Below are 22235 nucleotides of genomic sequence, written 5' to 3' on the forward strand. Positions count from 1 at the left end.
TGCGGGCGAAGCGGTCAGGCGAGGGAGTCGATCAGGCCGTAGGCCGCCAGATCGGCGCGCAGGGCCAGGGCGTCGGCCTCCGGCAGCGGCAGGCGCGGTGCGCGGGGGTCGCCGACCGGCAGCCCCATCATGCCGAGCCCGGTCTTGGAGGCGGCGACGTAGCGGTGGCCGCCGACCCAGCGGACGATGGGCAGCATCTTCTTGTAGAGCGCCAGCGCCTGCTCCTTGTCGCCATGGTCGGCCACCAGCTCGAACAGGCGGGCCGAATCGCGCGGGATCAGGTTGGAGCAGACGGCGACCCAGCCCTGGGCGCCGAGCCAGAAGGATTCATAGCCGAGAATGCCGGCGAACACCGTCATGCGGTCGCCGCACAGCTCGATGATGTCGCGGACCCGCGTCACCTCCAGCGTCGATTCCTTGATGTAGAGGACGTTGTCGATCTCGCTGAGCCGCGCGACGATGGGCGGGGTGAGGTCGACGTTGGCGGTCGCCGGGTTGTTGTAGATCATCACCGGCAGCGAGATCGCCTCGCCGATGCGGCGGTAATGCTCGAACAGTTCGTCGGGTGTCGGCGAGCTGTAATAGGGCGGGATCACCATCACCCCGTCGGCGCCCATGCTTTCCGCTTCCTTGGCCAGCGCGACGGCGTCGCGCGTCCATTCGGCGCCGGTGCCGATCAGCACGGGCACGCGGCCCGCCGCCTCGGTCACGCAGATTTCGATGACCTGCGCCCGCTCCTCCGGCGTCATCGACAGGAACTCGCCGGTGCTGCCGAGCGGGATCAGCCCGTGGATGCCCTGCTCGATCTGCCAGTTCACCAGCTTCTTCAAGGCCGGAACGTCCACAGCGCCGCCGTCGGCGGTGAAGGGGGTGATGAGGACCGTGTAGGTGCCGCGCAATGCCGTCATGGGTTCCCCCAAGCTCCTGCCTAATTTTTGACCTTGCCTAAATACTACTCGTATACTACCTGTATACAGGAATCCAGCGCTAATTGACGCAGCCTCGAAAAGCGCTTTCCACCGCACCCGGACAAAGCCGACCGCCCATGCGCCTCGAACATCCAAGCGTCCGCCGCGACGGCGCCCCCATCGAGATCACCTATGACGGCGAGCGGATTCCCGCGCTGGCCGGGGAGACGGTGGCGGCGGCCCTGGCGGCGCACGGCGTCGCCGCCTACCGCCACAGCCGCGACGGCGGCCGGCGCGGCCTCTATTGCGGCATGGGCGCCTGCTTCGAGTGCCTGGTGACGGTCGACGGCAAGGCGAGCCAGCGCGCCTGCCTGACCAAGGTGGCGGATGGCCAGACCATCCGCTCGCAGCCGCCGGCCGGCACGCCGGAGGATCCGCTGGTCGCGCTGGTGCCGCCGCCGGTGGGCGATGCGCCGGAGGAGCGGGTGGTCGATGTGCTGGTGATCGGCGCCGGGCCGGCCGGTCTGGCGGCAGCGACAGCGGCGGCAAGGCGCGGTGCCGGGGTGGTGGTGCTGGACGAGCGGCCGCAGAGCGGCGGCCAGTATTTCAAGCCGCTCGCCCCCTCGCACCGTGCCGACCGGCCGACCGACCGCCAGTTCCGGGCCGGCCTCGCCCTGCTCGACGCGGCGAAGGCGGCGGGTGCTGCCATCGTCCAGGAGGCGACGGTGTGGGGTGCCCATGCCCCCGACGAGGTTGTCGCCGTCGTCGACGGGCGCGAGACCGTCTACCGGCCGCGCCGGCTGGTGATCGCCGGCGGCGCCTATGAGCGGCCGGCGCCTTTCGCAGGCTGGACGCTGCCCGGCGTGATGACGACCGGAGCCGGCCAGACCCTGGCGCGCGCCTACCGTGTCGCGCCCGGGCGAAAGGTTGTGGTCGCCGGCAACGGCCCGCTCAATTTGCAGCTGGCCTGCGAGCTGGTGGAGGGCGGCGTCGCGGTGGCCGCCGTGCTGGAAAGCGCGCCGCGCCCGTCGCCCGCCCAATGGCGGCAGATGCTGACCGCGCTGCGCGCCGCCCCCGGCCTGATCGGCGACGGCGCCCGCTATATGCTGACGCTGCGGCGCGCCGGGGTTCCGGTGCTGTGGGGGCATGGGGTGGTCGCGGCGGAGGGGGAGGGCAGGCTGGCACAGGTGCGCTATGCCCCGCTTGGCGCCAACGGCGCTGCCCGGCTGGAAGAGGCCGTCACCGTTGCCGCCGATGCCCTGTGCCTGGGATACGGCTTCATCCCCTCGACCGAGATCGCCCGCGCGCTCGGCTGCGCCCATCGGCTGGTCGAGGACCGCCATCTCGGCTATCTCGCCACCGAGATCGCGGTGGACGGCGCCACCAGCGTGCCGGGTGTGTTCGCAGTCGGCGACGGCGTCGATCTCGGCGGGTCCAGGGTGGCGCAGGCGCGCGGACGCCTCGCCGGCATCGCCGCCGCCGCCCAGCTCGGCCTGAGCGACAGCGACCCGGAGGAGGGCCGGCGGGTGCTGGCCGATCTGCGGCGGGCCGAGGGCTTCCAGGCGGCGCTGTGGTCGATCTACCAAGCGCCGCCGCCGCGGCTCGACATTGTGCCCGACGACGCCATGCTGTGCCGTTGCGAGGAAGTCACTTTCGGCCAAGTCCGCACCGAGATCGCCGCCGGCCATGACAGCCTCGCGGCGCTGAAGCGCAACACCCGGCTCGGCATGGGGCGCTGCCAGGGCCGCTACTGCGCGGCGACCGCCGCCCTGCTGCTGGAGCAGGCGACCGGCAGGAAGCGGGCGCCCGAGCAGTATCTGGCGCCGCGCCTGCCGGCCAAGCCGACGCCGGCCGGCGCCTTCGCCTTCGAGAAGCCGGAATGGGGCGGCCACCAGCGCGCCATCACGCCCAACCTCGCCCGTCCGCTGGAGGATGGGCCGCTGCCCGACCAGGAGGCGGAGATCCTGATCGTCGGCGGCGGCGTGGTGGGATCCTGCCTCGCCTATTACCTGACCCAGGCCGGGCGCGACGTGCTGGTGGTCGAGCGCGGCGACACCAATTTGCAGGCCTCGGGCGCCAATGCCGGCAGCCTGCATGTCCAGCTGCTGTCCTTCGATTTCGGCGCCAAGGCCGAGGCGGGGGGCGGACCGGCGGCGGCGACGCTGACGCTCGGCCCGCGCTCCATCGCCTTGTGGCGGGAACTGGAGACGGCCTGCGGGGCGGACTTCGAACTGGCCGTCACCGGTGGGCTGATGGTGGCGGACAGCCCGGCCGGCATGGAGTTCCTCCGCGCCAAGGCGGCGCTGGAGCGGCGCTACGGCGTCGAGAACGCCATCATCGACGCGGCCGAGCTGCGCCGCCTCGCCCCCGCCTTGTCCGACGGGCTGATCGGCGCCGAATACGCCCCGCAGGAGGGCAAGATCAACCCGCTGCGCGCGACCTACGCCGTGCTGGAGCAGGCGCGCCGCCAGGGCGCCCGCTTCCTGCGCGGGGTGAATGTCACGGGCATCGCCGCTTTGCCGTCCGTCGAGGGCGGCGGCTGGCGGGTCGAGACCTCGCGCTGCCGCATCCGCGCCAAGCAGATCGTCAACGCCAGCGGCCCGTGGGCGCGCGAGACCGGGCGGCTGGTCGGCATTGACGTGCCGGTGCACAGCGCGCCCCTGCAGATGATCGTCACCGAGCCGGCGCCCAAGCTGGTCGGGCAACTGGTCGCCCATGCCGACCGCCATCTCAGCCTGAAGCAGGCGGTCACCGGGGGCTTGATCATCGGTGGCGCCTGGACCGCCGTTTTCGACCCGGCGCGCCGCTTCAACACGGTGTCGCGCTCCAGCATCGAGGGCAATCTGTGGGTCGCCCGCCATGTGCTGCCGCAGATCGCCGGGCTGCATGTGGTGCGCGCCTGGGCGGCGATGAACATCAACATCGACGGCGCGCCGATCCTCGGCCCGGTGCCGGGACTGCCGGGCTTCTTCAACACGGTGACGTCCAACGGCTTCACCCTGGCGCCGGTCGTCGCCCGCATGACCGCCGACCTGCTGCTCGACGGCCGCACCGACATCGACCCGACGCCCTTCCTGATCGACCGGTTCGGCTGAACCGTCCTCTCATCCGCCCCGCTCATCCGTCCAACGCCCCCATCGCCAAGAGAAGCCCCCATGATCGCCATCGAGAATGTCAGCAAGAGCTACGGCACCTTCCAGGTCCTGAAGGACTGCACGACCACCGTGCGCAAGGGCGAGGTGGTGGTGGTCTGCGGCCCCTCCGGGTCGGGCAAGTCGACGCTGATCAAGTGCGTCAACGGGCTGGAACCCTTCCAGTCGGGCCGCATCGAGGTGGACGGCATGGATGTCGGCGCACCGGGCACGAAGATGTCGGCGCTGCGGGCCCGCGTCGGCATGGTGTTCCAGAATTTCGAGCTTTTCCCCCACCTGACCATCATGCAGAACCTGACCCTGTCGCAGCGCAAGGTGCTGGGCCGCCAGACGGACGAGGCCGTGGCGAAGGGCGAGGCGCTGCTGGCGCGGGTCGGGCTGGCGAGCCAGGCGCACAAGTTCCCCGGCCAGCTGTCCGGCGGCCAGCAGCAGCGCGTCGCCATCGCCCGCGCCCTGGCGATGGACCCCATCGCCATCCTGTTCGACGAGCCGACCTCGGCGCTCGACCCCGAGATGATCAACGAGGTGCTCGACGTGATGGTCGAGCTGGCGAACGAGGGCATGACGATGATCTGCGTCACCCACGAGATGGGCTTCGCCCGCAAGGTCGCCCACCGGGTGATCTTCATGGACCATGGCAGCATCATCGAGGACTGCACCAAGACCGAGTTCTTCGAGACCCAGCGGTCGGAGCGCGCCGCCCAGTTCCTCGCCAAGATTTTGCAGCACTGATCCCCGCCCGGGCGCGGCACCGCCCCCCATCCCCCCGGCCGGGCCGATCAGAACCTTTGCAGGACAACGGTTCGTCTGCTTTGTTAGGGGAGAAGATCAGCGTCAGGTGGCAGGACTTGGTATGAGCATGGACATGGAGGCTTCAAAAGCCGAAGGCCCCAAGGCCGCGACGCCGGCCACCGCCGGCGTCAACCTGGCGAGCATGGCCTACCGCACCATCCTGGAGATGATCCTCGACCGCCGCATCCCGAGCGGCGAGGTGATCGTCGAAGACCGGCTGGCCACCGCACTCAGCATCTCGCGCACGCCGATCCGCGAGGCGCTGGTGCGGCTGGCGAGCGAAGGGCTGATCCGCAAGGAGTTCAACCGCCCCTACCGGGTGCGCGAGGTCTCCAACCGCGAATATTTCCAGAGCATGCGCCTGCGCGAGATCCTGGAGGGGGAGGCCATCGCCGCCGCCGCGTCCAGGGTCGATCCGGTCCGCCTGCAGGCGATGAAGGCCGAGATGCTGCGGCTGCGCGACGAGCCCAAGATCCGCTTCGAGGACCATTGGGCGGCCGACGAGGAGCTGCACACCCTGATCGCCGAGGCCTCCGGCAACGCGGTGCTGGCGCAGATCATCCGCGACCTGCGGGTGACGACGCGCCTGTTCGAACTGTCCGGCCTGCCGTCGCGCATCCGTCCCGACTGCGACGAGCATCTCGACGTGATCGCGGCGCTGGAGAGCGGCGATGCGGCGGAGGCGCGGGCCGCCATGGAGCGGCACATCCGCAGCCTCGCCAAGGACGTGCTGGGCGAGATCGCCAAGAGTTGAGCGGGTCGCTCTGAGCGGCCCGCGGAGCCGGTCCGCGACGCCGGCGTTCCGCGGTGCGCCCGAACGGATCAACCGGCATTCCGCGCAGTCCTTTGAGTTTCGCCGGCACTTTGAACATGGTCGGCATCCAGGGACGATAGGCACTCTTCCTCACGTGGCCTGTCCGCTCGTCGCGGCCCGCAAGCAGGGGAGGAGCCGGATGGAAGCGCAGGCGGAAGCCGGCGGGCGAAGCGGTTTGCCGGCGGTCTCCGCTTGCGGCAGTGTGGCCAGGGACGACTTGATGGGAAAGGCGGCGAACCAATCTCTGACCCCAGAGGTCGCCATCCCAGTGCCGCCCAAGAGGAGACCGCTGCAATGGCCGAAACCGCCGTAGGGCGCTTCACCACCGGTTCGCCGATGCGCCATGTGATGGTGATGACCGCCACCGGCTCGGTCGGGCTGATCGCGGTGTTCGCCGTCGATCTGCTGAACCTGTTCTACATTTCACTGCTGGGCGAACGCGAGCTGGCGGCGGCGGTCGGCTTCGCCGGCACCGTCCTGTTCCTGCAATCGTCGCTGTGCATCGGGCTGTCGATCGGCGCCGGAGCGCTGGTCGCACGCGCCATCGGCGGCGGCCGGCGCGTGGAGGCGGCGAGGCTGGCGGGATCCAGCCTGATTCTGACCGCACTGGTCGCCGCAGCGGTCGGCCTGCTGACCCTGCCGCTGCTGGGGTCGGCGATGGATTTGCTGGGCGCCAGGGGAGCCACCAGGGAGCTTGCCGTCGGCTACCTGACCATCCTGTCGCCGACCCTGCCGCTGCTCGGCCTTGGCATGGGCTGTTCGGCGATGCTGCGGGCGCAGGGCGATGCGCGCCGCGCCATGACCGTCACGCTCTATGCGGCGCTGTTCACCGCGGCGCTGAACCCGATCCTGATCTTCGGCCTGCGGCTGGACCTGACCGGTGCGGCGGTGACGGTCGTGCTGTCGCGCTGCCTGCTCGCCGCCGTCGGCTGGCACGGCGTGGCGCGGGTGCACCGGCTGGTCGCCGCACCGGGCTGGACCGGCCTGCTGACGGATGCCGGGACGCTGGCCGGCATCGCCGGTCCGGCGGTCCTCACCAACCTCGCCACCCCGGTCGCCGGCGTCTATGTCACCACCAGCATGGCGCGTTTCGGCGATGCGGCCATCGCCGGGGCGGCCATCGTCGACCGCCTGGTTCCGGTCGCCTTCGGCACCATCTTCGCCCTGACCGGTGCCGTCGGCCCGATCCTTGCGCAGAATTTGGGGGCCGGCCGCCCCGACCGGGTGCGCGCGACCCTGCGGGCCAGCCTGGCGCTGATCGTCGTCTGGGTGCTGGCGGTCTGGCTGGGTCTGTTCCTTGCCCGCGATCTGGTGGTGGGCGCCTTTTCCGCCGAGGGCGTGTCGGCTGATCTGGTCCGCCTGTTCTGCACTGTGGTGGCCGGCGGGTTCCTGTTCGTCGGCTTCCTGTTCGTCGGCAACGCCGCCTTCAACAATCTGGGCTTCCCCCTGCTGGCGACCGGGTTCAACTGGGGCAGGGCGACGCTGGGGACCATGCCGTTCGTTGCGGTTGGCGGCTGGCTGGGCGGGGCGCCGGGGGTGCTGATCGGACAGGCGGCGGGATCGGTGCTGTTCGGCATCGCGGCGGTCCTGGTGGCGTTCCGGGTGACCGGGCGGCTCGGCCGGAGCGGAGGCGGCCCGGCACCGGAGGCGGTGGCGGTGCCGGCCGACGTTCCGCTGTCCGGCAAGGCGGCGGTCGCGCTGGCCGTGCAGGTCAACCGGCCGTGAGGCGGCATCGCTTACCTGACACCCGGCTTGCTCTTCCCTGTCCGTGACCCCGGCAGCCTCGCCCTGCGCTGGGTAAAATATTGTGCCGGCGTGCTTCCCAGGGCCTTCTTGAACATCGTGATGAAGGCGTTGACCGATTCGTAGCCGAGCGTGTCCGCCACCGTCTGCACCGCGGCCCCGCCGGCCAGTTCGCGAAGCGCCACGACAAGGTGAAGCTGCTGCCGCCAGCGCCCGAAGGTCAGGCCGGTCTCGCGCAGCATCAGACGGGCCAGCGACCGTTCGCTCATGGCGACGCGTTTGGCCCACTCTGCCAGGGTGCTGCGGTCGGACGGTTCGACCGTCAGGGCATCGGCGATCGTCCGGATCTTCGGATCGTTGGAGATGGGCAGGTTGAAGTGTTCGCGCGGCATCGCGGCCAGCTCGTCCAGCGTCACCCGTGCAAGCCGGGCGGCATGGCTGTCCGGCAGATAGTCCAGAACCTCGCCGGTCAGCCGGTTGACCAGCTCCCGCACCAGCGGAGAGATCGACAGGGTGCAGCAGAGCTCGGGCAGGTTTGCCGCTCCCGGCTCGACGAACAAATAGCTGAGCCGGGCATTCGCCGTCGTCCTGACGCTGTGCGGCATGCCGCCCGGAATCCACACCCCGCAATCGGGCGGCACGATCCAGATCTCGTCGTCCGCGGTGCAGGTGACGGCGCCATGCAGCGCCAGAATCAACTGTCCCCGCCGATGCACGTGCACCGGCACTTCCGCCTCGTAGTCCGCGAAGTCGAGCAGGCGTGCGACGGCAGGCCGGTCCGCGAGATCGGGGTCGAAGACGGAAACGGCGGACCGTGACCCGGACATCGCATTCGGCATGATCGGTTTTGGCAGGATTAAAGGATTTTTTGACAGGATACCTAATTTATCTGGCTGCGCAACGCGCCGATACTCGGGGGCATGAGAACCCACCATCCTTCGGACCGGCTCCTGACCGCCACGATCGCGCTGCTGCGGAGCGATGCCGACGCGCTGCTCTTCTCGGCGAAAAGCTTCGCCGCGGCGATGCTGGCCTATTACATCGCGCTGCGCGCAGGGGTGCCGAAACCCTCCTGGGCCATCGTCACCGTCTACATCGTGTCGCAGAATTCGGCCGGCGCGTCGCTCGGCCGCGGCGTCTACCGCTTCGCGGGCACGATTGTCGGGGCGGTGGCGACCGTGGCGATCGTCCCCTGTTTCGTGAACGATCCGCTTGTGTGCAGCGTGGTCCTCGCCGGCTGGATCGGCCTGTGCCTCTATTTCTCGCTGCTCGACCGCACCGCGCGGGCCTATGCCTTCGTGCTGTCCGGCTACACCGCCAGCCTGATCGGCTTCCCCGGCGTGTTCCATCCCGCCGCCATCTTCGACACGGCGTCGGTGCGGGTCCAGGAGATCTCCATCGGCATCCTCTGCGCCGTCCTGGTCCATCGCTTCGTCCTGCCGAAGCGCATGACCGGCCAATTCACCGCCAAGCTGTCGGCGACGCTGCGGGACGCCCGCCGGCTGGCGGGCGATGCGCTGCATGGACGCTCCGGGCAGGGGTTCCGCCGCGACCGCGACCGGCTCGCCGGCGATCTTCTCGCCCTGCAAGGGCTGGCCGCTCACCTGCCCTACGATCCGGTGCCGGTGACGCCGAGCCTGGAGACGCTGCACCTGATCCATGACCGGCTTGCGCGGCTGCTTCCGCTCGCCACGGAGGTCGGGGACCGCATCCATGCGCTGCGCAGCGGAGACCGCAGTTTGCGCAACGAGCGGCCAAACGAACTGGCCGACGAGCTGGCCGCGCTGCTGGATGGTGCGGGGGATTGGCTCGCCGCCGCCGATGCGGCCGGGCGGGATGCCGTCGCGATCCGTCTGATCGATCGTGCCCGCACGCTGCGGACACGCCTCGCCGCGGAGGCCGCGACGGCCGGCGACAGGCTGGCGGCCAACCTCGTCGGCCACCTCGCCGAGATGATCGGCCTGCTTCACGAGTGCGACCGGCTCGGACGGATCGTCGGACGGAGCAGTGCCCGGACCGCCCTTGCCGCCACCCGGCCGCCGGACGCCGCATCGCACCGGCGCGCCGGGCGCGCGACGGGCTACGTCTATCACCGCGACCCCTGGATGGCCGCCCGGAGCGCGCTGGGCGCGGTCGCCGGCATCGTCATCGGCTGTGCGTTCTGGATCTGGTCGGCCTGGCCGGAGGGTGGGCTGGCGGTGTCGATCCTGGGCGTCTGCTGCGCCCTGTTCGGCAATGTCGACACGCCGGCGCCGAATGTCGTCAAATACATGACCGGCTCGGTCGTCGGGGTGGCGGTCAGCCTGGTCTACAGCTTCGCCATCCTGCCCCGCGTGACGGATTTCGCCGGTCTCGCCGCGGTGCTGGCACCAGCCTTCCTGGTCGCCGGCTCGCTGCAAGCCCGGCCGCCGACGGCCTACATGGCGCTCGGCATCACGTTGACGATCCCGATCCTGTCGGGACTGGGCGCCAGCTATGCCGGCGACTTCGCCGGGTCGCTCAACAGCGTTGTCGCGCTGTTCGCGGCAACAGGATTTGCCGTCGCCAGCATGAGCCTGTTCCAGACCATCCCGGTCGATGCGGCAATCGGTCGGCTGCTTCGGCTGAACCGGCGGGATGTCAGGCGACGGGCCCTGGGCGGCGCACCCGACGAGGCGCTGTGGACGAGCCTGATGATCGACCGGACGGCGCTGCTGCTGCCGAGGCTCCGGCTGTCCGGGACGTCCCACCCGGATGTGCTCGACGACACGCTGCACCATCTGCGCGTCGGTCACGCCGCCGGCCGGCTTCATCGGGCGATCCGGCATCTCGGCGCGAATGACGGGGAGATCGCTCATGACGGGTTCGAGCTTCTCACCGCGATTGCCCTGCGCTTCGGCCCCGGATACCGGGCGGGGCCGTCGGATGCCACGGCCCTGCACCGGCGCATCGAAGCGCTGGCGGCGCGGATTGCCGACAGCCCGCCTGCTGATGGCCCGCCTGCCGACAGCCCTGTTGCCGACCGTGCTTTGCTGCTCGACCTGCTCATCGACCTCCGGTTCGCCCTCGGTCCGGGCGGGGCGGTGTCTTGGGAGACCGACCGATGATCCCCGATCTCGATTTCGGGGGAGTCTTCCTCCCCGGTCTGCTGGTGCTTGCCGTGGCGGCGCTCGCCGGAACCGTCGCGCTGGTCCGTCTCTTCGCGGCTGCGGGGCTCTTCCGCCTGACCGCCAGCCGGCCGCTCGTCGAACTCGCCATTTTCGCCCTTCTCTACGGCCTGCTTTTGCAGGCTCTGCCCTCCAGCGGAACATTCCAATGAAAGCTGTGCTGTCCCTGCTCGGGCGCTATGCCCTGACCCTGTGCTTCGGCACGGCTGCCGCCGTCGTGGCTTTGCAGGTGTGGAACCGCCACGAGCAGACGCCGTGGACGCGGGATGCCCGGGTGAGCGCGGAGGTGGTCCAGATCGCGCCGGAGGTCTCCGGGACCGTGGGCGCCGTCTCCGTCGCCGACAACCAGTATGTGCATCGCGGCGATGTCCTCTATGCGATCGACGCCGCGCGGTTCTCGCTCGCGGTGGCGTCCGCACAGGCCGAGGCGGAGGGCCGGCGCCAGGACATGCTTGTCCGGCAGGCGGCGGCGCGGCGGCGAAGCCAGCTCCGCGAGGTCATCTCGCAGGAGGATGTGCAGCAGACGGCCGGCGCCGCGGCACAGGCGGCGGCGACCTATGACGGCGCGGTGGCGGCGCTCGATCTCGCCAGGCTCAACCTCGCGCGGGCGACGATCCGGGCACCGGTCGACGGGTATGTCACCAATCTGCGGCTGCGGCCCGGCGACTATGCCACGGCCGGCGTGACGAAGATCGCCATCCTCGACGCCACCAGCTTCTGGATCACCAGCTATTTCGAGGAAACCAAGCTGCGGCGGATCCGTGTCGGCAGCCCGGCGCGGATCATGCTGATGGGCTTCGACGAGCCGCTGTCCGGCCATGTCGACAGCATCGGCCGCGGCATCGAGGACAGCAACGGAACGCCGGGACACCTCGGCCTGCCGAACGTCGAGCCGACCTTCAGCTGGGTCCGCCTCGCCCAGCGCATCCCGGTGCGCATCCACATCGACCGGGTGCCGCCCGGCGTCGAGCTGGCGGCGGGCATGACGGCGACCGTCGCCATCGGGTCCACAACGGACCCCGACGCGCTGTGACCGGCCGCATCGGCAGTCGCGTCAGGCGTCGCGACTGCCACTCAGGGCGGCGGGGGCAGCCGGTCGCAGGCGATTTCGACCGGGTAATCGGCGAAGAAGACCGGAAAGGCCCCATGCTCGGCGTGCCCGAGCATGGCGACATACCAGCCGGCATAGGCCCAGTCCGCACCCTGGCCGTCGCGGGCGATCTCGGGAAACCGCTCGACGAACTTCGCGGCGAGGTGACGGGCGGACTCCTGCGCCGAATCCTCCCATCCGAAATAGCGGTCCTTCTGGCCGGTGCTGTAGCTGGCGACCTGCCGGCTCCAATCGAGCGGCTCCCATCCGTTCGCGGCGACATTGCCCGCCGGCGTGACGTGGCAGCGCCAATGGCATCCCGACGGGGCCATGCCGGGGGCGATCCTGAGACGCTGATACCCGACCTTGTGAAGCTCGCCCACCATGGCGAGCAGGCGGCCGGCCCAGCGGATGGCCGGATCGGTGGGCGGAGACAGCGACACCGGCATGACCTGCGCTCCGTCCATCCGCATCTCCTTCCATGATCGACCGGTCGCCGATTCAGCCATCGCCGCTCCGGCCTTGCAAGCCTCCAGGGACAGCCCGGCCCCCGACCGTCAAGCGGCGGCTTCGCGCAGCCACCGCCGCATCGCGGTGTTCCGGAGTTCAGCCGGCCTCGGCCATCCATGCTTCGGCATCGGCGCCTGCGGGGATGCGCAGGGGCACCGAGGGATCGGTCGCAGTGCGCCAGATCGCCTGGGCGACATCCCCGGCATGGGTCACCGGACCCGCGCTGTTGCGCATTCCCGTCAGCATGCGCTCGATCAGCGGCTGGTAATCGGGGTCGTCGAGGCCGCGCAGATGCCGGCGCGCGCTGTCGCCGAACTTCGTTTCGGGCGAACGGCCGGGCATCACCAGATGCACCCGGATACCGAAGGGCTCCAGTTCGACCGCCAGGGATTCGGTGTACGCATCCACCGCGGCCTTGCTCGCGCGATAGACGCCGATCAGCGGCAGCGGCTTGAGGAGGGCGGCCGAGGTGACGTTGATCACCACGCCGGCACGGCGTTCGCGGAACTGCGGCAGCGCGGCCTGGAGCATCGCCAGCGTGCCGAGCGTGTTGGTCTCGAAGAGGGATTTCGCCGTTTCCGGGCTCGTCAGCTCCACCGGGACGGGTGCGCCGAAACCGGCATTGTTGACCAGCACGTCGATTGGACCGGCATCGCCGATCACCCGATCGATGCTGCTCCGGTCGGTGATGTCGAGCGGCAGGACGCGCAGACGCTCGGACGCGGGCAGCATGTCGGCGCGCCCGTTGCGCGTCGTCGCGACGACAGTCCAGCCGCGGTCGAGGAAGAGCCGGACGGTCTCAAGGCCGAAGCCGGATGAGCAGCCGGTGATGAGGATGGTGGACATACGAGGCCTCGTTTCAGGGGTGTGGCCTGCATGCTAGCCAGAGGAGGCAGGACGGTATACGGTCGGACGTCCTTATTTCTAAGCAGATGGTCCTGATTTGCGCGTCGATCCGCTTGCCGAAGTCGTCAGCCTCCTGAAACCCGCCGCACGGTTTTCCAAATTCGTGGAGTGCGCCGGGTCCTGGCGCATCCGGCGCGAGGGCACCGGCGAGCCGTTCTATTGCGCGATCCTGGAAGGCAAGTGCCGGATGATGGTGAACGGACACACGCCGGCGGTGCTTGAAGCCGGGGATTTCGTGATGGTCCCGGCCATGCAGGAACTCATCAACGAGAGTCCGGTGCCGCCTCCGCCCGGTGTGTTCGAAAGGCCGGCGGAGATCGGGCCCGGCCATTTTCGGGCAGGATGTGCGGAGGGGTCGCCGGATCTGCGCATGCAGATCGGGCACTGCGTTTTCGATTCGCCCGACGCCCCGCTTCTGGTGCCCCTGCTGCCCCGCACGGTAATCGTCCGCGGCGAACCCCGTCTTCTGACGGTGATGCAACTCGTCAGCGATGAATCGCGGGCGCGCAGGTCGGCCCGCGACCTCGTCCTGGAGCGGTTGCTGGAGGTGCTGCTGATCGAAGCGTTCCGCTGCGCCGGCAGTGTGGAGGGCGCACCGGGCCTGGCGAGCGGGCTTGCGGATCCGCGGCTGGCCGAGGCGTTGGGCGCAATGCACGCCGAGCCGGGCCGCGGCTGGACGGTGGCCGACCTCGCCGCCGAAGCGGGCATGTCGAGATCCGCCTTCTTTGCCCGCTTCAACCGGGTCGTCGGCGTGGCGCCGATGGAATATCTGCTCTCCTGGCGCATGGCGCTGGCCAAACAGCTTTTGCGCGACAGCGAATTCGGGGTCGAGGAGGTTGCGGAGCGTGTCGGCTACAGCTCGGCCAACACGTTCACCGTCGCCTTCACGCGCTTCCAGGGCGTTTCGCCGGCACGCTACTCACGGTTGGCCGAGGCCAGCGAAGGCCCGGCGTCTGCGAAGGATTGGCGCTGAGTTTTCAAATCCGCGCGGCACTCATCTCCCGCTCCAGACCGGGGGGCGCTTTTCCAGGAACGCGGCGATGCCCTCCTGATAGTCGGCCGACAGGTAGCAGCGGCGCAGCAGGTCGCCGTCGATGTCCCGCGGCAGGCTGTTGTCGCGCAGCCGGCGCAGCCCCTCGCGCGTCGCCCAGAGGGTCAGGGGGGCCAGCGCGGCCAGCTCCTCGGCCACCTGCTGGCCATGGGCGGTCAGCTCGTCCTCGCCGGCGACGACGGTGCGCACCGCCCCGGCCGCCGCCAGATCGTCAGCGCCCAGCAGGCGGGCGCTGAAGATCATCTCCCGTGTCCGCACGGTGCCGAGCAGCGCCGACAGCCTCGCCAGATTCTTGACGCTCAGGCAATTCCCCACCGTGCGGGCGATGGGGAAGCCGAAGCGCACCGACGGCGAGGCGATGCGCACGTCGCAGCAGGAGGCCAGCAGCGCCCCCTCGCCGATGCAGGGGCCCGAGAGGACGGCGACCGTCGGCACGCGCACCGCCTCCAGGGCCATCGCCGCCGCCTCGGCACGGGTTTCCAGGATGGTGAAATCCTCGGGCGAGGAGACGCTTTGCAGGCAGGACAGATCGGCCCCGGCCATGAAGGCCGGCTTGTCGCCGGCCGCACCGGTGAGGGCAAGCGCCTTCACAGTGGGATCTGCATCGACCGCCCGGCAGATCTCGATCAGCCGGTCCTCCATCCAGGGGGTCATGGCGTTGCGGGCGCGCGGGCGGTTGAAGATCACCCATTCCACGGCACCGCGCCGCTCCGTCAGGATTTCGGGTGCAGGTTCGGGGGCGGCGCCCGTCGGGGCGCCGGTCGTCGGATCGGTCATGATCGAGGATTTCCTTGAAAGGCCGCCAGGGGGAAGGCCGTCAGGCGGAGGGGGCCAGGATTTGGCAGGCGTCGATGGGGAGATGGACCGTCGTCGCCGCACCCGGTCCGTAACGCCGTTCCGGCGGCACGAAGGCGCGGATCGTCCGCCCTTCGCCGATGTCGACCAGCACGTCGCGATGCTCGCCGAGATAGGCGGAGCGGACGATCGTGCCGGGCAGGCTGTTGCAGGACAGGCCGCCGTCATCGTCCAGCCGCACCTTGGAGGGGCGCACGCAGAGCGAGACGGACCCGCCGCGCGCCACCCCGCTGCGGTCGGGAGCGGTCAGCACGCGGCCGCCGATGCGGATGCTGCCCTCGCCCTCGCCGGTGCCGGCCAGCTCGTTGTTCGAGCCGATGAAGCGGGCGACGAAGGCGTTGGCCGGCCGCTCGAACACATCCTCGGGCGTGCCGAACTGCTGGACCGCCCCCGCCTGCATCACGGCGATGCGGTCGGCGGTGACCAGCGCCTCCGACTGGTCGTGGGTGACGTAGACGGTGGTGATGCCCAGGAGGTCGTGGACCTGGCGGATCTCGAAGCGCATCTCCTCGCGCAGATGGGCGTCGAGGTTGGACAGCGGCTCGTCGAGCAGCAGGATGGAGGGCTCCACCACCAGCGCCCGGGCCAGCGCCACGCGCTGCTGCTGGCCGCCCGACAGCTCGGACGGGTAGCGGTCGCGCAGGCTCTCCAACCGGACGGTGCGCAGCGCGCGGGTCAGCCGCTCGGCGATCTCGGCCTTGGGCAGGCGGCGGATGCTGAGCCCGAAGGCGACATTCTCGGCCACCGTCTTGTGCGGCCAGACCGCATAGTTCTGGAAGACCAGCGAGATGCCGCGCCGCTCCGGCGGCAGCACCCCGCGCGGCGAGGAGAGCAGCACGTCGTCGGCCCAGATCTCGCCCTCGGTCGGGGCCTCGAAGCCGGCCAGCAATTGCAGGGTGGTCGATTTCCCGCAGCCCGACGGTCCCAGCAGCGCCAGCAGCGTGCCGTTGGGAACCTGGAGGTCAATGCCGCGCAGCGCGGTGTAGCTGCCGAAGGACTTGCGCAGATTGGTGATGCGGATGCCGCTCATGAGGGAACTCCGGCCGCCGTGGCGGTCTTGCGGGAGGTGCGCCGGGCGCCGGTCAACCCGGCCAGCGGGCGGGCCACCGCCACGAGGAACAGCGTGATCAGGAGGAGAAGGACGCTCATCGCGCAGACGGCTTCGTAATTGCCGCCGTCCTTGGCGTTGTAGATCAGCGTGGTCATCACGTTGGTCTTCGGTGTGATCAGGAAGACGGCGACCGACAGCTCGCGGATGATCGGGATGAAGACCAGGAACCAGCCCGACACCAGCCCGCCGCCCATCAGCGGCAGGGTGATCGACAGGAAGGTCCGCGCCTCGCCGGCGCCCAGGCTGCGGGCGGCGCGCTCCAGCTCTGGCCCGATGCCCTTCAGGATCGAGCCGCCATGGGAATAGGCGATCGGCAGGAAGGTGGCGGCGAAGGCGGCGATCAGCAGCAGCGGCGTGCCGTAGAGGTTGAGGGGGGCGCGGGTGTAGGCGGCGAAGAAGCCGACCGACAGGACGATGCCGGGGATGACGATGGGCACCGTCGCCACCGCCCCCAGCAGGGAGGCGCCGACCATCAGCCGCCGCTCGACGATGTAGGCGACCAGCGTGCCGAGCGCCACGCACAGCGTCGCTCCCAGCGTCGAATAGACCAGCGAATTGACGATGGCGGTGTGGGTTTCAGAATTGCCGAAGACCGCCCACCAGTACCAGTAGAGGGACAGGTTCTCCCAGCTCAGCCCCTGGCCCCAGGCGCGGGTCAGCGACACCGTCAGCAATGCCGCGTAGGGCAGGAAGACCGACAGCAGCGGCACCAGCAGGGCAAGGAACAGCGCGGGCCAGCGCCAGCCGCCGAGCCGGATCTGCCGCCCGGCGCGCGTCTTGCCGGAGATGGTGACGTACTGCTTGCGGCCGAGATAGCGGCGGCGCATCCAGAACAAGGTACCGGTGACCAGCAGCAGCGGCATGCAGTAGGCGGCGGCCAGATAAATCTCCGGCGGGAACAGCTGGTAGAACTCGGCCAGCTTGGTGGTGACCACCGGGATGCCGGTCGGCGTCAGCAGGAAGGCCGGGACGCCGAACAGCGTCAGCCCCTGGATGAAGGACAGGATGAAGCTGGCGATCACCGCCGGTGCGGCCAGCGGGATGGTGATGCTGGCCATCGTCCGCAGCACCCCGCAGCCCAGCGTCGTCGCCGCGTCCTCCAGCTCCACCGCCATCTCGTCGAGCGCGCTCGACACCATGGTGAAGCTGTAGGGGACGGTGTAGATGCCGCAGACGAAGATGGCGCCGGCCATCGAATAGATGTTCAGCGGCGTCCCGGCACCCTCGCCGGCCAGCCAGCGCCATGCCGTGTTGAGCCAGCCCGAGTTGGGCGCGGCCAGCAGGATCCAGCCGGTGGCGCCGATGAAGGACGGGGTGACGAAGGCGGTCAGCGTCAGGACGCGGATGGTGCGGCGCAACGGCAGGTCGGTGCGCGACACCAGCCAGGCCAGCGGCACGCCGATGCCGACCGCGATCACCGCCGTGGCGGCGGCCAGGATCAGGGAATTGACCAGCGGCTCGATCAGCTCGGCCGACTGGACGACGCGCGCGTAGTTGTTCAGGGTCCAGGCGCCGGTCGCGTCGTCGTGCAGGCTGTTGAACAGCACCCAGCCGAAGGGCTGGACCACCAGCAGCACCAGGAGAAGGATGACGGCGCCGAGGACCGCCGCCTTGACGAGCGGCACCCGCGCCATGACGGGACGGGCTTCGGCGTCGCGGGAACTGGTTGAAATGACCCCCATTGGGTCCGCCTCCCGTTGCCAGGGATGGGCCCTGCGGCCCAGCATGATGGAGTGTTCCCGAACCGGCGGCCGGGTGGCAACCGCCGCCGGTCCGGGATTTGGAACCTTTCGGGGAGGCTAACGCACCAGCTCCTTCCACTTTGCGATGCCTTCGGCCACTTCGGCGGCGAGGTCGTCGCCGCTGTTTCGGTACCATTTCAACTGGTCCAGCGAGCGGCCCTCGGCCCAGGCGACGTCGGTGCGCAGCGTCGGCCAGTAATTCTTCGACAGGATGTCGGAGACCTCCTTGGAATAGAGGAAGTTGGTGAACAGCCGGGCGGCGTTGGGGTGGGGAGCCTTCACCGGGATGCCGGTCAGGCCGAGGTTGAGGATGGCGTCGTCGGTGGGCACGCTGACGTCGATGGGATTGCCCGCCGCCTTCTGGGTCAGCGTGTAGCTGAAGGGCGCGCCGGATCCGACCACGCGCTCGCCGGCCAGGATGTCGGTGACGGTGTCGACGTTGGACTGGCCGACCTTCGGCTTCTGCTGGCCGAAGCGGCGCAGGTAGTCGTCGCCGTACTTGCGGCGGATGGCGACCACCCAGCTCGCCACGTCGCCGGAGAAGGCGGGGCTGCCGGTGGTGATCTTGCCCTTCCACTGGTCCTCCAGCAGCGCCGTCCAGCTCGTCGGCGGGGCGGACACCTTGCCCGGCGCGTAGTTGATGCTGGTCAGGCTGATGGCGCCGACATGGTACATGGCGTCCTTGTCCAGCCCCTTGAAGGCGGTGGGCAGCATGGCCGCGTCGGGCGGGTCGTAGGCGGCCAGCGCACCGATCTTCTTCAATTCGGTGTAATGCAGCAGGTTGGTGGTGCCCAGGGAGTTCGCATTCGGCGACGCCGTTCTGCAATTCCAGCCGCAGGCGGGTGTAGACGGTCTGCGAGGCCTGACGGAGAAGCTGGACCTCGATGCCCGGATACTTCGCCTTGAAGGCGTCGCGGATCGCCTCCATCGTCTGCTGCTCGTAGGAGCCCCAATAGAGCGTCAGCGCGCCTTCCTTGCGGGCGGCGGCGTAGAGCGGATCGTCCTGCGCTGCCGCCAGCCGGGCGAAGCCGGTTCCGGCGAGGCCGGCGGACAGCAGCGCCGCCCCGGCCAGTCCACCCGTCTTCAGAAGCCCGCGGCGAGAGATGTCCGTCATGTTCGTCGTCCCTGTTCGGTGTTGCGTGGATGCCGTTTTCGGCTTCGTTGGTTTTCGTGCTCAGTAGTCGCCGGTGGTGGCGCCGCCGTCGGCGACGATGGTCTGGCCGGTGATGTAGGAGGCATCGTCCGACGCCAGGAAGGCGACGATGGCGGCGATCTCCTCCGGCTTGCCGAGCCGGCCGATGGGGGTCTTGCCGACCCATTGCGCGCGGATCGCGTCGGGCACGCCCTCGACGATGCTGGTCTCGACCACGCCGGGGGCGACGGCGTTGACCAGGATGCCGCGCCGGGCGCCCTCCAGCGCCGCCGTCCGCGTCAGCCCGACCACGCCGGCCTTGGACGCCGAGTAGTTGGCCTGCCCGAAGGTGCCGAGCATGGCGGTGGAGGCGATGTTGACGATGCGGCCCCAGCCGCGGTCGCCGACCAGCCTGAAGGCGGTCTGGCAGCCGAGCCACGTGCCGCGCAGGTTGACGTCGAGGACGGCGCTCCACTCCGCATCGCTCATCTTCACCAGCGAGCGGTCGCGGACGATGCCGGCGACGTTGACCAGGATGTCGACGGCGCGCAACGGCTCGGGCAGGGCGGCGACGGCCGCCTCCCAGCCCGCCCGGTCGGCCACGTCGAGCTGCACGGCGAAGGCGTCGGCGCCGCCGTCGCGCAAGTCCGCGGCGACCCGCTCCGCCGGGTCCAGCCCGATGTCGGCGACGATGACGGCAGCACCCTCGGCCGCCAGCCGCTCGCACACCGCGCGGCCGATGCCGCCGCCGCCGCCGGTCACGAAGGCCGTGCGGCCCTTCAGACGATCCTGCATGCTCATTCCGTCACCCGCCCCTTGGCTTGTCGTGCGATGGACAGGACGTCCTCGCCCTCCTGCACCGTGTCGCCCGTCTGGTTGCGGACGGTGATGCCGACGCGGACGATGCCGCGGTCGGGCTTCGAGGCGCTGGGGCGGACCTCCAGCACCTCGGCCTCGTACTGGATGGTGTCGCCGGCGAAGACCGGGCCGACGAAGCGGCGGCGGGTCTCCAGAAAAGCCAGGATCGCCCAGTCGTCGATGGCGGAACGCAATCCGGTGCTCATCGAATGGGTCAGCATGCCGTGGGCGATGGTGCGGCCGAAGCCGTTCGCTTTTGCCGCCTCGGCGTCCATGTGCAGCGGGTTGAAGTCGCCGGTCAGCCCGGCGAACCAGACGATGTGCGCCTCGGTCACGGTGACGCGGCTGGACAGCGCGCGGGCGCCCGGTTCGATGTCGTCGAGGTGGATGGGGTCGGTCATGCGTCGCTCCCTGATGCGTCGCCGGGGGGCCGGAAGATCGGCAGGCTGATGGTCTCGTCCAGGCGATGGAAGGCGACGGCCAGCGGCAGGCCGGTGCGCAAGCTCCCTTCGGCGATGCCCTCGACCCGCGAGAAGACGATGACGCCCTCCTCCAGCCGGACCAGGGCGCAGGTGTAGGGATCGCCGCGGCTGTTGCCGCGATGGACGACCGAGTAGGACAGCAGCTCGCCGCGCCCGCTCGCCTCGACCCAGTCCGGGGTGGCGTGGGGCGCGTGGATGGAGTGGGCGCGGGGATACCACTGGTACAGCCCGGTCTCCGGGCAGCGCTGGATCAGGAAGCGACCCTCGCGCGCCGCTTCCCAGAAGGGGGCGGAGGTCTCGTCGAGGATCGGCAGGGTCGTCATGGCGGTCATTGATGCCCCCTTAGACGGCGAGGATGGCGGTGGCGGCGGAGCAGAAGGTGCCGCCCAAGCCGTGGGCCAGCGCGACCTTGGCGTCCGGCACCTGGATGCCCGGAGCGTCGCCGCGCAGCTGGCGGACGCTCTCGATCAGGGTGAAGATGCCGCGCTTGCCCGGATGGTTGGAGGAGAGCCCGCCACCGTCGGTGTTGGTCGGCAGGCTGCCGCCATCGGCCGACAGGGCGCCGGCCGCGACGAAGGGGCCGCTCTCGCCGCGCCCGCAGAAGCCCAGATCCTCCAGCGCCAGCATCGGCGTGATGGTGAAGGCGTCGTAGATCTGCGCCACATCGATGTCGGCGGGGGTCATCCCGGCCATGGCGAAGGCGCGCGGGCCGGACAGGGCGGCGGGGGTGGAGAGATCGTCGGGGATCTGGCTGTTCTGGGTCCGTGCGACGGCGGCGCCATAGCCGGCGAGATAGACCGGGCGGCGCTTCAGGTCGCGCGCCCGTTCGCGGCTGGTCATCACAAGGGCACCGCCGCCGTCGGTGACGACGCAGCAGTCCAGCCGGTGCAGCGGCGAGGCGATCATCGGCGAGGCCAGCACGTCGTCCACCGTGATCGGCTTGCGCAGCCGGGCCTGGGGATTGGCGGCGGCGTGGCCGCGGAAGGTGACGGCGACCTGGGCCAGCTGTTCCGGCGTCGTGCCGTAGAGGTCCATATGGCGGCGGGCGAACAGGCCGTAGGTCGAGATCAGCGTCGGCGCATAGGGGATCTCGTACTGGCCCGGACCGGCCGGGAAGACGAAGGGGTCGAAGGACGGGGTGGAGAGCGGCCACCAGCGCGGACAGGCGGCATAGCTGATGACCACGACCTCGGCCAGCCCGGTGGCGATGGCGGCGGCGGCCTGACCGGCTTGCAAAATATAGGAGCAGCCGCCGACGTCGGTGCTGTTCACATAGGTCGGCTGGATGCCGATATATTCGGCCAGCTCGATGACGTCCATCGTGCCGCCGCCCTCGGCCCAGTCGCCGGACGCCGCGCAAAGCCCGTCCACATCCGACAGCGCCAGCCCGGCATCGTCGAGCGCGCCCAGGATGCATTCCATCTGGAGGGCGAAGGGATGGACCCGCGGCGCGTCCCGGCGGGGGACTCGATAGGCGCCGACGATGGCGGTCTTGCCCGAAAGCTGCTTCACGCGCTGGTCGTCCTTTCATGGTTGCAGGCTTTCACGGTTGCAGGAGCCCTGGCACCGGCGGCGGGGCGTCGGCGTGCAAAGAGGGGTTCGTCGAACAAGTATTGGAAGACAGGGCGACGGGGCGGCACGGGGAACGCGAAGATGTCCCGGCGTCCATCATAGAACTCGATCGCCGCCGGTGCGCTGCCGGCAAGATCGAGAATACCGGACACCCTCCGTGTCACAAGCAGAAAAAAGTGTGCGCTCCGGTGCATGGAGCGCACCAATGACCGGCGGCCGTCCGGTGCGTTTGCTGCACCGGATTGGGCCAAACTAAGCGATTGTTTTCGGAGCGCGGCGGCGCAAGCCTTTGGGCATGCCTTTCCCGTCCAAACTCCGGTCGGCGCCTTGCGGCGCGGCCATCTCCGGCCCGGACCACCGGTGCCCGGCAG

20 protein-coding genes and 1 pseudogene are annotated in these 22235 nt (G+C 69.9%); 8 read left to right on the forward strand and 13 right to left on the reverse strand.

Annotated features, from left to right (window positions below):
* Window positions 1-14: 14 nt before the first annotated feature.
* Complete coding sequence (gene dapA, locus ACWPN3_RS01150; RefSeq protein WP_109446850.1) at window positions 15-908, reverse strand: 4-hydroxy-tetrahydrodipicolinate synthase; 894 nt, start codon at window positions 906-908, stop codon at window positions 15-17.
* Window positions 909-1045: 137 nt separating this feature from the next.
* Between dapA and ACWPN3_RS01155 the strand changes: the two genes are divergently transcribed.
* The 3 genes from ACWPN3_RS01155 (at window position 1046) to ACWPN3_RS01165 (ending at window position 5606) form a co-directional block, all read left to right on the forward strand.
* Window positions 1046-4003 carry an FAD-dependent oxidoreductase gene (locus tag ACWPN3_RS01155; protein WP_492242255.1) on the forward strand — a complete coding sequence of 986 codons (2958 nt, stop codon included), beginning with the start codon at window positions 1046-1048 and terminating at the stop codon, window positions 4001-4003.
* Window positions 4004-4063: 60 nt separating this feature from the next.
* Window positions 4064-4792 carry an amino acid ABC transporter ATP-binding protein gene (locus tag ACWPN3_RS01160; protein WP_492242254.1) on the forward strand — a complete coding sequence of 243 codons (729 nt, stop codon included), beginning with the start codon at window positions 4064-4066 and terminating at the stop codon, window positions 4790-4792.
* A 121-nt stretch (window positions 4793-4913) separates the two neighbouring features.
* A complete protein-coding gene (locus tag ACWPN3_RS01165) occupies window positions 4914-5606 on the forward strand; it encodes a GntR family transcriptional regulator (RefSeq protein WP_492242253.1) in 693 nt (230 codons plus the stop codon).
* 49 nt (window positions 5607-5655) lie between these two features.
* Here ACWPN3_RS01165 and ACWPN3_RS01170 read toward each other — a convergent pair.
* Window positions 5656-5961: pseudogene (locus ACWPN3_RS01170) on the reverse strand (DUF6537 domain-containing protein); the annotation flags it as partial.
* Here ACWPN3_RS01170 and ACWPN3_RS01175 point away from each other — a divergent pair.
* Window positions 5961-7391 carry an MATE family efflux transporter gene (locus ACWPN3_RS01175; protein ID WP_492242252.1) on the forward strand — a complete coding sequence of 477 codons (1431 nt, stop codon included), beginning with the start codon at window positions 5961-5963 and terminating at the stop codon, window positions 7389-7391. The pseudogene ACWPN3_RS01170 and the gene ACWPN3_RS01175 overlap by 1 nt on opposite strands.
* Before the next feature lie 11 nt (window positions 7392-7402).
* Here the strand turns inward: ACWPN3_RS01175 and ACWPN3_RS01180 are convergent, their stop codons facing one another.
* A complete protein-coding gene (locus ACWPN3_RS01180) occupies window positions 7403-8344 on the reverse strand; it encodes an AraC family transcriptional regulator (protein ID WP_492261006.1) in 942 nt (313 codons plus the stop codon).
* Here ACWPN3_RS01180 and ACWPN3_RS01185 point away from each other — a divergent pair.
* The 3 genes from ACWPN3_RS01185 to ACWPN3_RS01195 are packed head-to-tail and all read left to right on the forward strand — an operon-like array spanning window position 8330 to window position 11588.
* The gene (locus ACWPN3_RS01185; RefSeq protein WP_492242250.1) at window positions 8330-10495 is read left to right on the forward strand and encodes an FUSC family protein; all 2166 of its coding nucleotides are present in this window, start codon (window positions 8330-8332) and stop codon (window positions 10493-10495) included. The two genes, ACWPN3_RS01180 and ACWPN3_RS01185, sit on opposite strands and share 15 nt — an antisense overlap.
* Window positions 10492-10707: a DUF1656 domain-containing protein gene (locus ACWPN3_RS01190; protein WP_492242249.1), complete on the forward strand. Its 216-nt coding sequence runs from the start codon at window positions 10492-10494 to the stop codon at window positions 10705-10707. The genes ACWPN3_RS01185 and ACWPN3_RS01190 overlap by 4 nt, the downstream gene beginning before the upstream one ends.
* Window positions 10704-11588: an efflux RND transporter periplasmic adaptor subunit gene (locus tag ACWPN3_RS01195; protein ID WP_492242248.1), complete on the forward strand. Its 885-nt coding sequence runs from the start codon at window positions 10704-10706 to the stop codon at window positions 11586-11588. The genes ACWPN3_RS01190 and ACWPN3_RS01195 overlap by 4 nt, the downstream gene beginning before the upstream one ends.
* Window positions 11589-11629: 41 nt before the next feature.
* Here the strand turns inward: ACWPN3_RS01195 and ACWPN3_RS01200 are convergent, their stop codons facing one another.
* Together ACWPN3_RS01200 and ACWPN3_RS01205 are read right to left on the reverse strand one after the other, a co-directional pair.
* Window positions 11630-12154, reverse strand: a complete 525-nt coding sequence (locus ACWPN3_RS01200; RefSeq protein ID WP_492261007.1) for a hypothetical protein — start codon at window positions 12152-12154, stop codon at window positions 11630-11632.
* Between the two features lie 97 nt (window positions 12155-12251).
* Complete coding sequence (locus tag ACWPN3_RS01205) at window positions 12252-13001, reverse strand: SDR family oxidoreductase (protein ID WP_492242246.1); 750 nt, start codon at window positions 12999-13001, stop codon at window positions 12252-12254.
* Between the two features lie 97 nt (window positions 13002-13098).
* On the opposite strand from ACWPN3_RS01205, the gene ACWPN3_RS01210 reads away from it, so the two are divergent.
* Window positions 13099-14034: an AraC family transcriptional regulator gene (locus ACWPN3_RS01210; protein ID WP_492242245.1), complete on the forward strand. Its 936-nt coding sequence runs from the start codon at window positions 13099-13101 to the stop codon at window positions 14032-14034.
* Between the two features lie 21 nt (window positions 14035-14055).
* Here ACWPN3_RS01210 and ACWPN3_RS01215 read toward each other — a convergent pair whose 3' ends face one another.
* The 8 genes from ACWPN3_RS01215 to ACWPN3_RS01250 all read right to left on the reverse strand — a co-directional run bounded on the left by ACWPN3_RS01215 (window position 14056) and on the right by ACWPN3_RS01250 (window position 21804).
* The gene (locus ACWPN3_RS01215) at window positions 14056-14889 is read right to left on the reverse strand and encodes an enoyl-CoA hydratase (protein ID WP_492242244.1); all 834 of its coding nucleotides are present in this window, start codon (window positions 14887-14889) and stop codon (window positions 14056-14058) included.
* A gap of 40 nt (window positions 14890-14929) precedes the next feature.
* Entirely contained in the window at window positions 14930-15997 is a 1068-nt protein-coding gene (locus ACWPN3_RS01220; RefSeq protein ID WP_492242243.1) for an ABC transporter ATP-binding protein, read from the reverse strand.
* Window positions 15994-17760 (reverse strand): ABC transporter permease, encoded by a 1767-nt coding sequence (locus tag ACWPN3_RS01225; RefSeq protein ID WP_492242242.1) that lies wholly within the window; start codon window positions 17758-17760, stop codon window positions 15994-15996. The genes ACWPN3_RS01220 and ACWPN3_RS01225 overlap by 4 nt, the downstream gene beginning before the upstream one ends.
* 117 nt (window positions 17761-17877) lie before the next feature.
* Entirely contained in the window at window positions 17878-18582 is a 705-nt protein-coding gene (locus tag ACWPN3_RS01230; RefSeq protein ID WP_492261008.1) for an ABC transporter substrate-binding protein, read from the reverse strand.
* 412 nt (window positions 18583-18994) lie between these two features.
* Window positions 18995-19747, reverse strand: a complete 753-nt coding sequence (locus tag ACWPN3_RS01235) for an SDR family oxidoreductase (RefSeq protein ID WP_492242240.1) — start codon at window positions 19745-19747, stop codon at window positions 18995-18997.
* Window positions 19748-19749: 2 nt separating this feature from the next.
* Complete coding sequence (locus ACWPN3_RS01240) at window positions 19750-20211, reverse strand: MaoC family dehydratase (RefSeq protein WP_492242239.1); 462 nt, start codon at window positions 20209-20211, stop codon at window positions 19750-19752.
* The gene (locus ACWPN3_RS01245; protein WP_492242238.1) at window positions 20208-20624 is read right to left on the reverse strand and encodes a Zn-ribbon domain-containing OB-fold protein; all 417 of its coding nucleotides are present in this window, start codon (window positions 20622-20624) and stop codon (window positions 20208-20210) included. The genes ACWPN3_RS01240 and ACWPN3_RS01245 overlap by 4 nt, the downstream gene beginning before the upstream one ends.
* Window positions 20625-20634: 10 nt before the next feature.
* On the reverse strand, window positions 20635-21804 hold the full coding sequence (locus ACWPN3_RS01250; protein WP_492261009.1) for a thiolase C-terminal domain-containing protein: 1170 nt from the start codon (window positions 21802-21804) through the stop codon (window positions 20635-20637).
* Window positions 21805-22235: the final 431 nt, after the last annotated feature.

It is taken from the genome of Azospirillum sp. UENF 111221 (assembly GCF_058780625.1).

Excerpts from the sequence above, each read along its gene's own strand:
- ACWPN3_RS01190 (WP_492242249.1), top strand. The coding sequence starts at position 10,492 with ATGATCCCCGATCTCGATTTCGGGGGAGTCTTCCTCCCCGGTCTGCTG.
- ACWPN3_RS01155 (WP_492242255.1), top strand. The coding sequence starts at position 1,046 with ATGCGCCTCGAACATCCAAGCGTCCGCCGCGACGGCGCCCCCATCGAG.
- ACWPN3_RS01200 (WP_492261007.1), bottom strand. The coding sequence starts at position 12,154 with ATGGCTGAATCGGCGACCGGTCGATCATGGAAGGAGATGCGGATGGAC.
- ACWPN3_RS01195 (WP_492242248.1), top strand. The coding sequence starts at position 10,704 with ATGAAAGCTGTGCTGTCCCTGCTCGGGCGCTATGCCCTGACCCTGTGC.
- ACWPN3_RS01245 (WP_492242238.1), bottom strand. The coding sequence starts at position 20,624 with ATGACCGCCATGACGACCCTGCCGATCCTCGACGAGACCTCCGCCCCC.
- ACWPN3_RS01220 (WP_492242243.1), bottom strand. The coding sequence starts at position 15,997 with ATGAGCGGCATCCGCATCACCAATCTGCGCAAGTCCTTCGGCAGCTAC.
- dapA (WP_109446850.1), bottom strand. The coding sequence starts at position 908 with ATGACGGCATTGCGCGGCACCTACACGGTCCTCATCACCCCCTTCACC.
- ACWPN3_RS01215 (WP_492242244.1), bottom strand. The coding sequence starts at position 14,889 with ATGACCGATCCGACGACCGGCGCCCCGACGGGCGCCGCCCCCGAACCT.
- ACWPN3_RS01180 (WP_492261006.1), bottom strand. The coding sequence starts at position 8,344 with ATGGTGGGTTCTCATGCCCCCGAGTATCGGCGCGTTGCGCAGCCAGAT.
- ACWPN3_RS01205 (WP_492242246.1), bottom strand. The coding sequence starts at position 13,001 with ATGTCCACCATCCTCATCACCGGCTGCTCATCCGGCTTCGGCCTTGAG.
- ACWPN3_RS01165 (WP_492242253.1), top strand. The coding sequence starts at position 4,914 with ATGAGCATGGACATGGAGGCTTCAAAAGCCGAAGGCCCCAAGGCCGCG.
- ACWPN3_RS01185 (WP_492242250.1), top strand. The coding sequence starts at position 8,330 with ATGAGAACCCACCATCCTTCGGACCGGCTCCTGACCGCCACGATCGCG.
- ACWPN3_RS01235 (WP_492242240.1), bottom strand. The coding sequence starts at position 19,747 with ATGCAGGATCGTCTGAAGGGCCGCACGGCCTTCGTGACCGGCGGCGGC.
- ACWPN3_RS01160 (WP_492242254.1), top strand. The coding sequence starts at position 4,064 with ATGATCGCCATCGAGAATGTCAGCAAGAGCTACGGCACCTTCCAGGTC.
- ACWPN3_RS01225 (WP_492242242.1), bottom strand. The coding sequence starts at position 17,760 with ATGGGGGTCATTTCAACCAGTTCCCGCGACGCCGAAGCCCGTCCCGTC.
- ACWPN3_RS01175 (WP_492242252.1), top strand. The coding sequence starts at position 5,961 with ATGGCCGAAACCGCCGTAGGGCGCTTCACCACCGGTTCGCCGATGCGC.
- ACWPN3_RS01240 (WP_492242239.1), bottom strand. The coding sequence starts at position 20,211 with ATGACCGACCCCATCCACCTCGACGACATCGAACCGGGCGCCCGCGCG.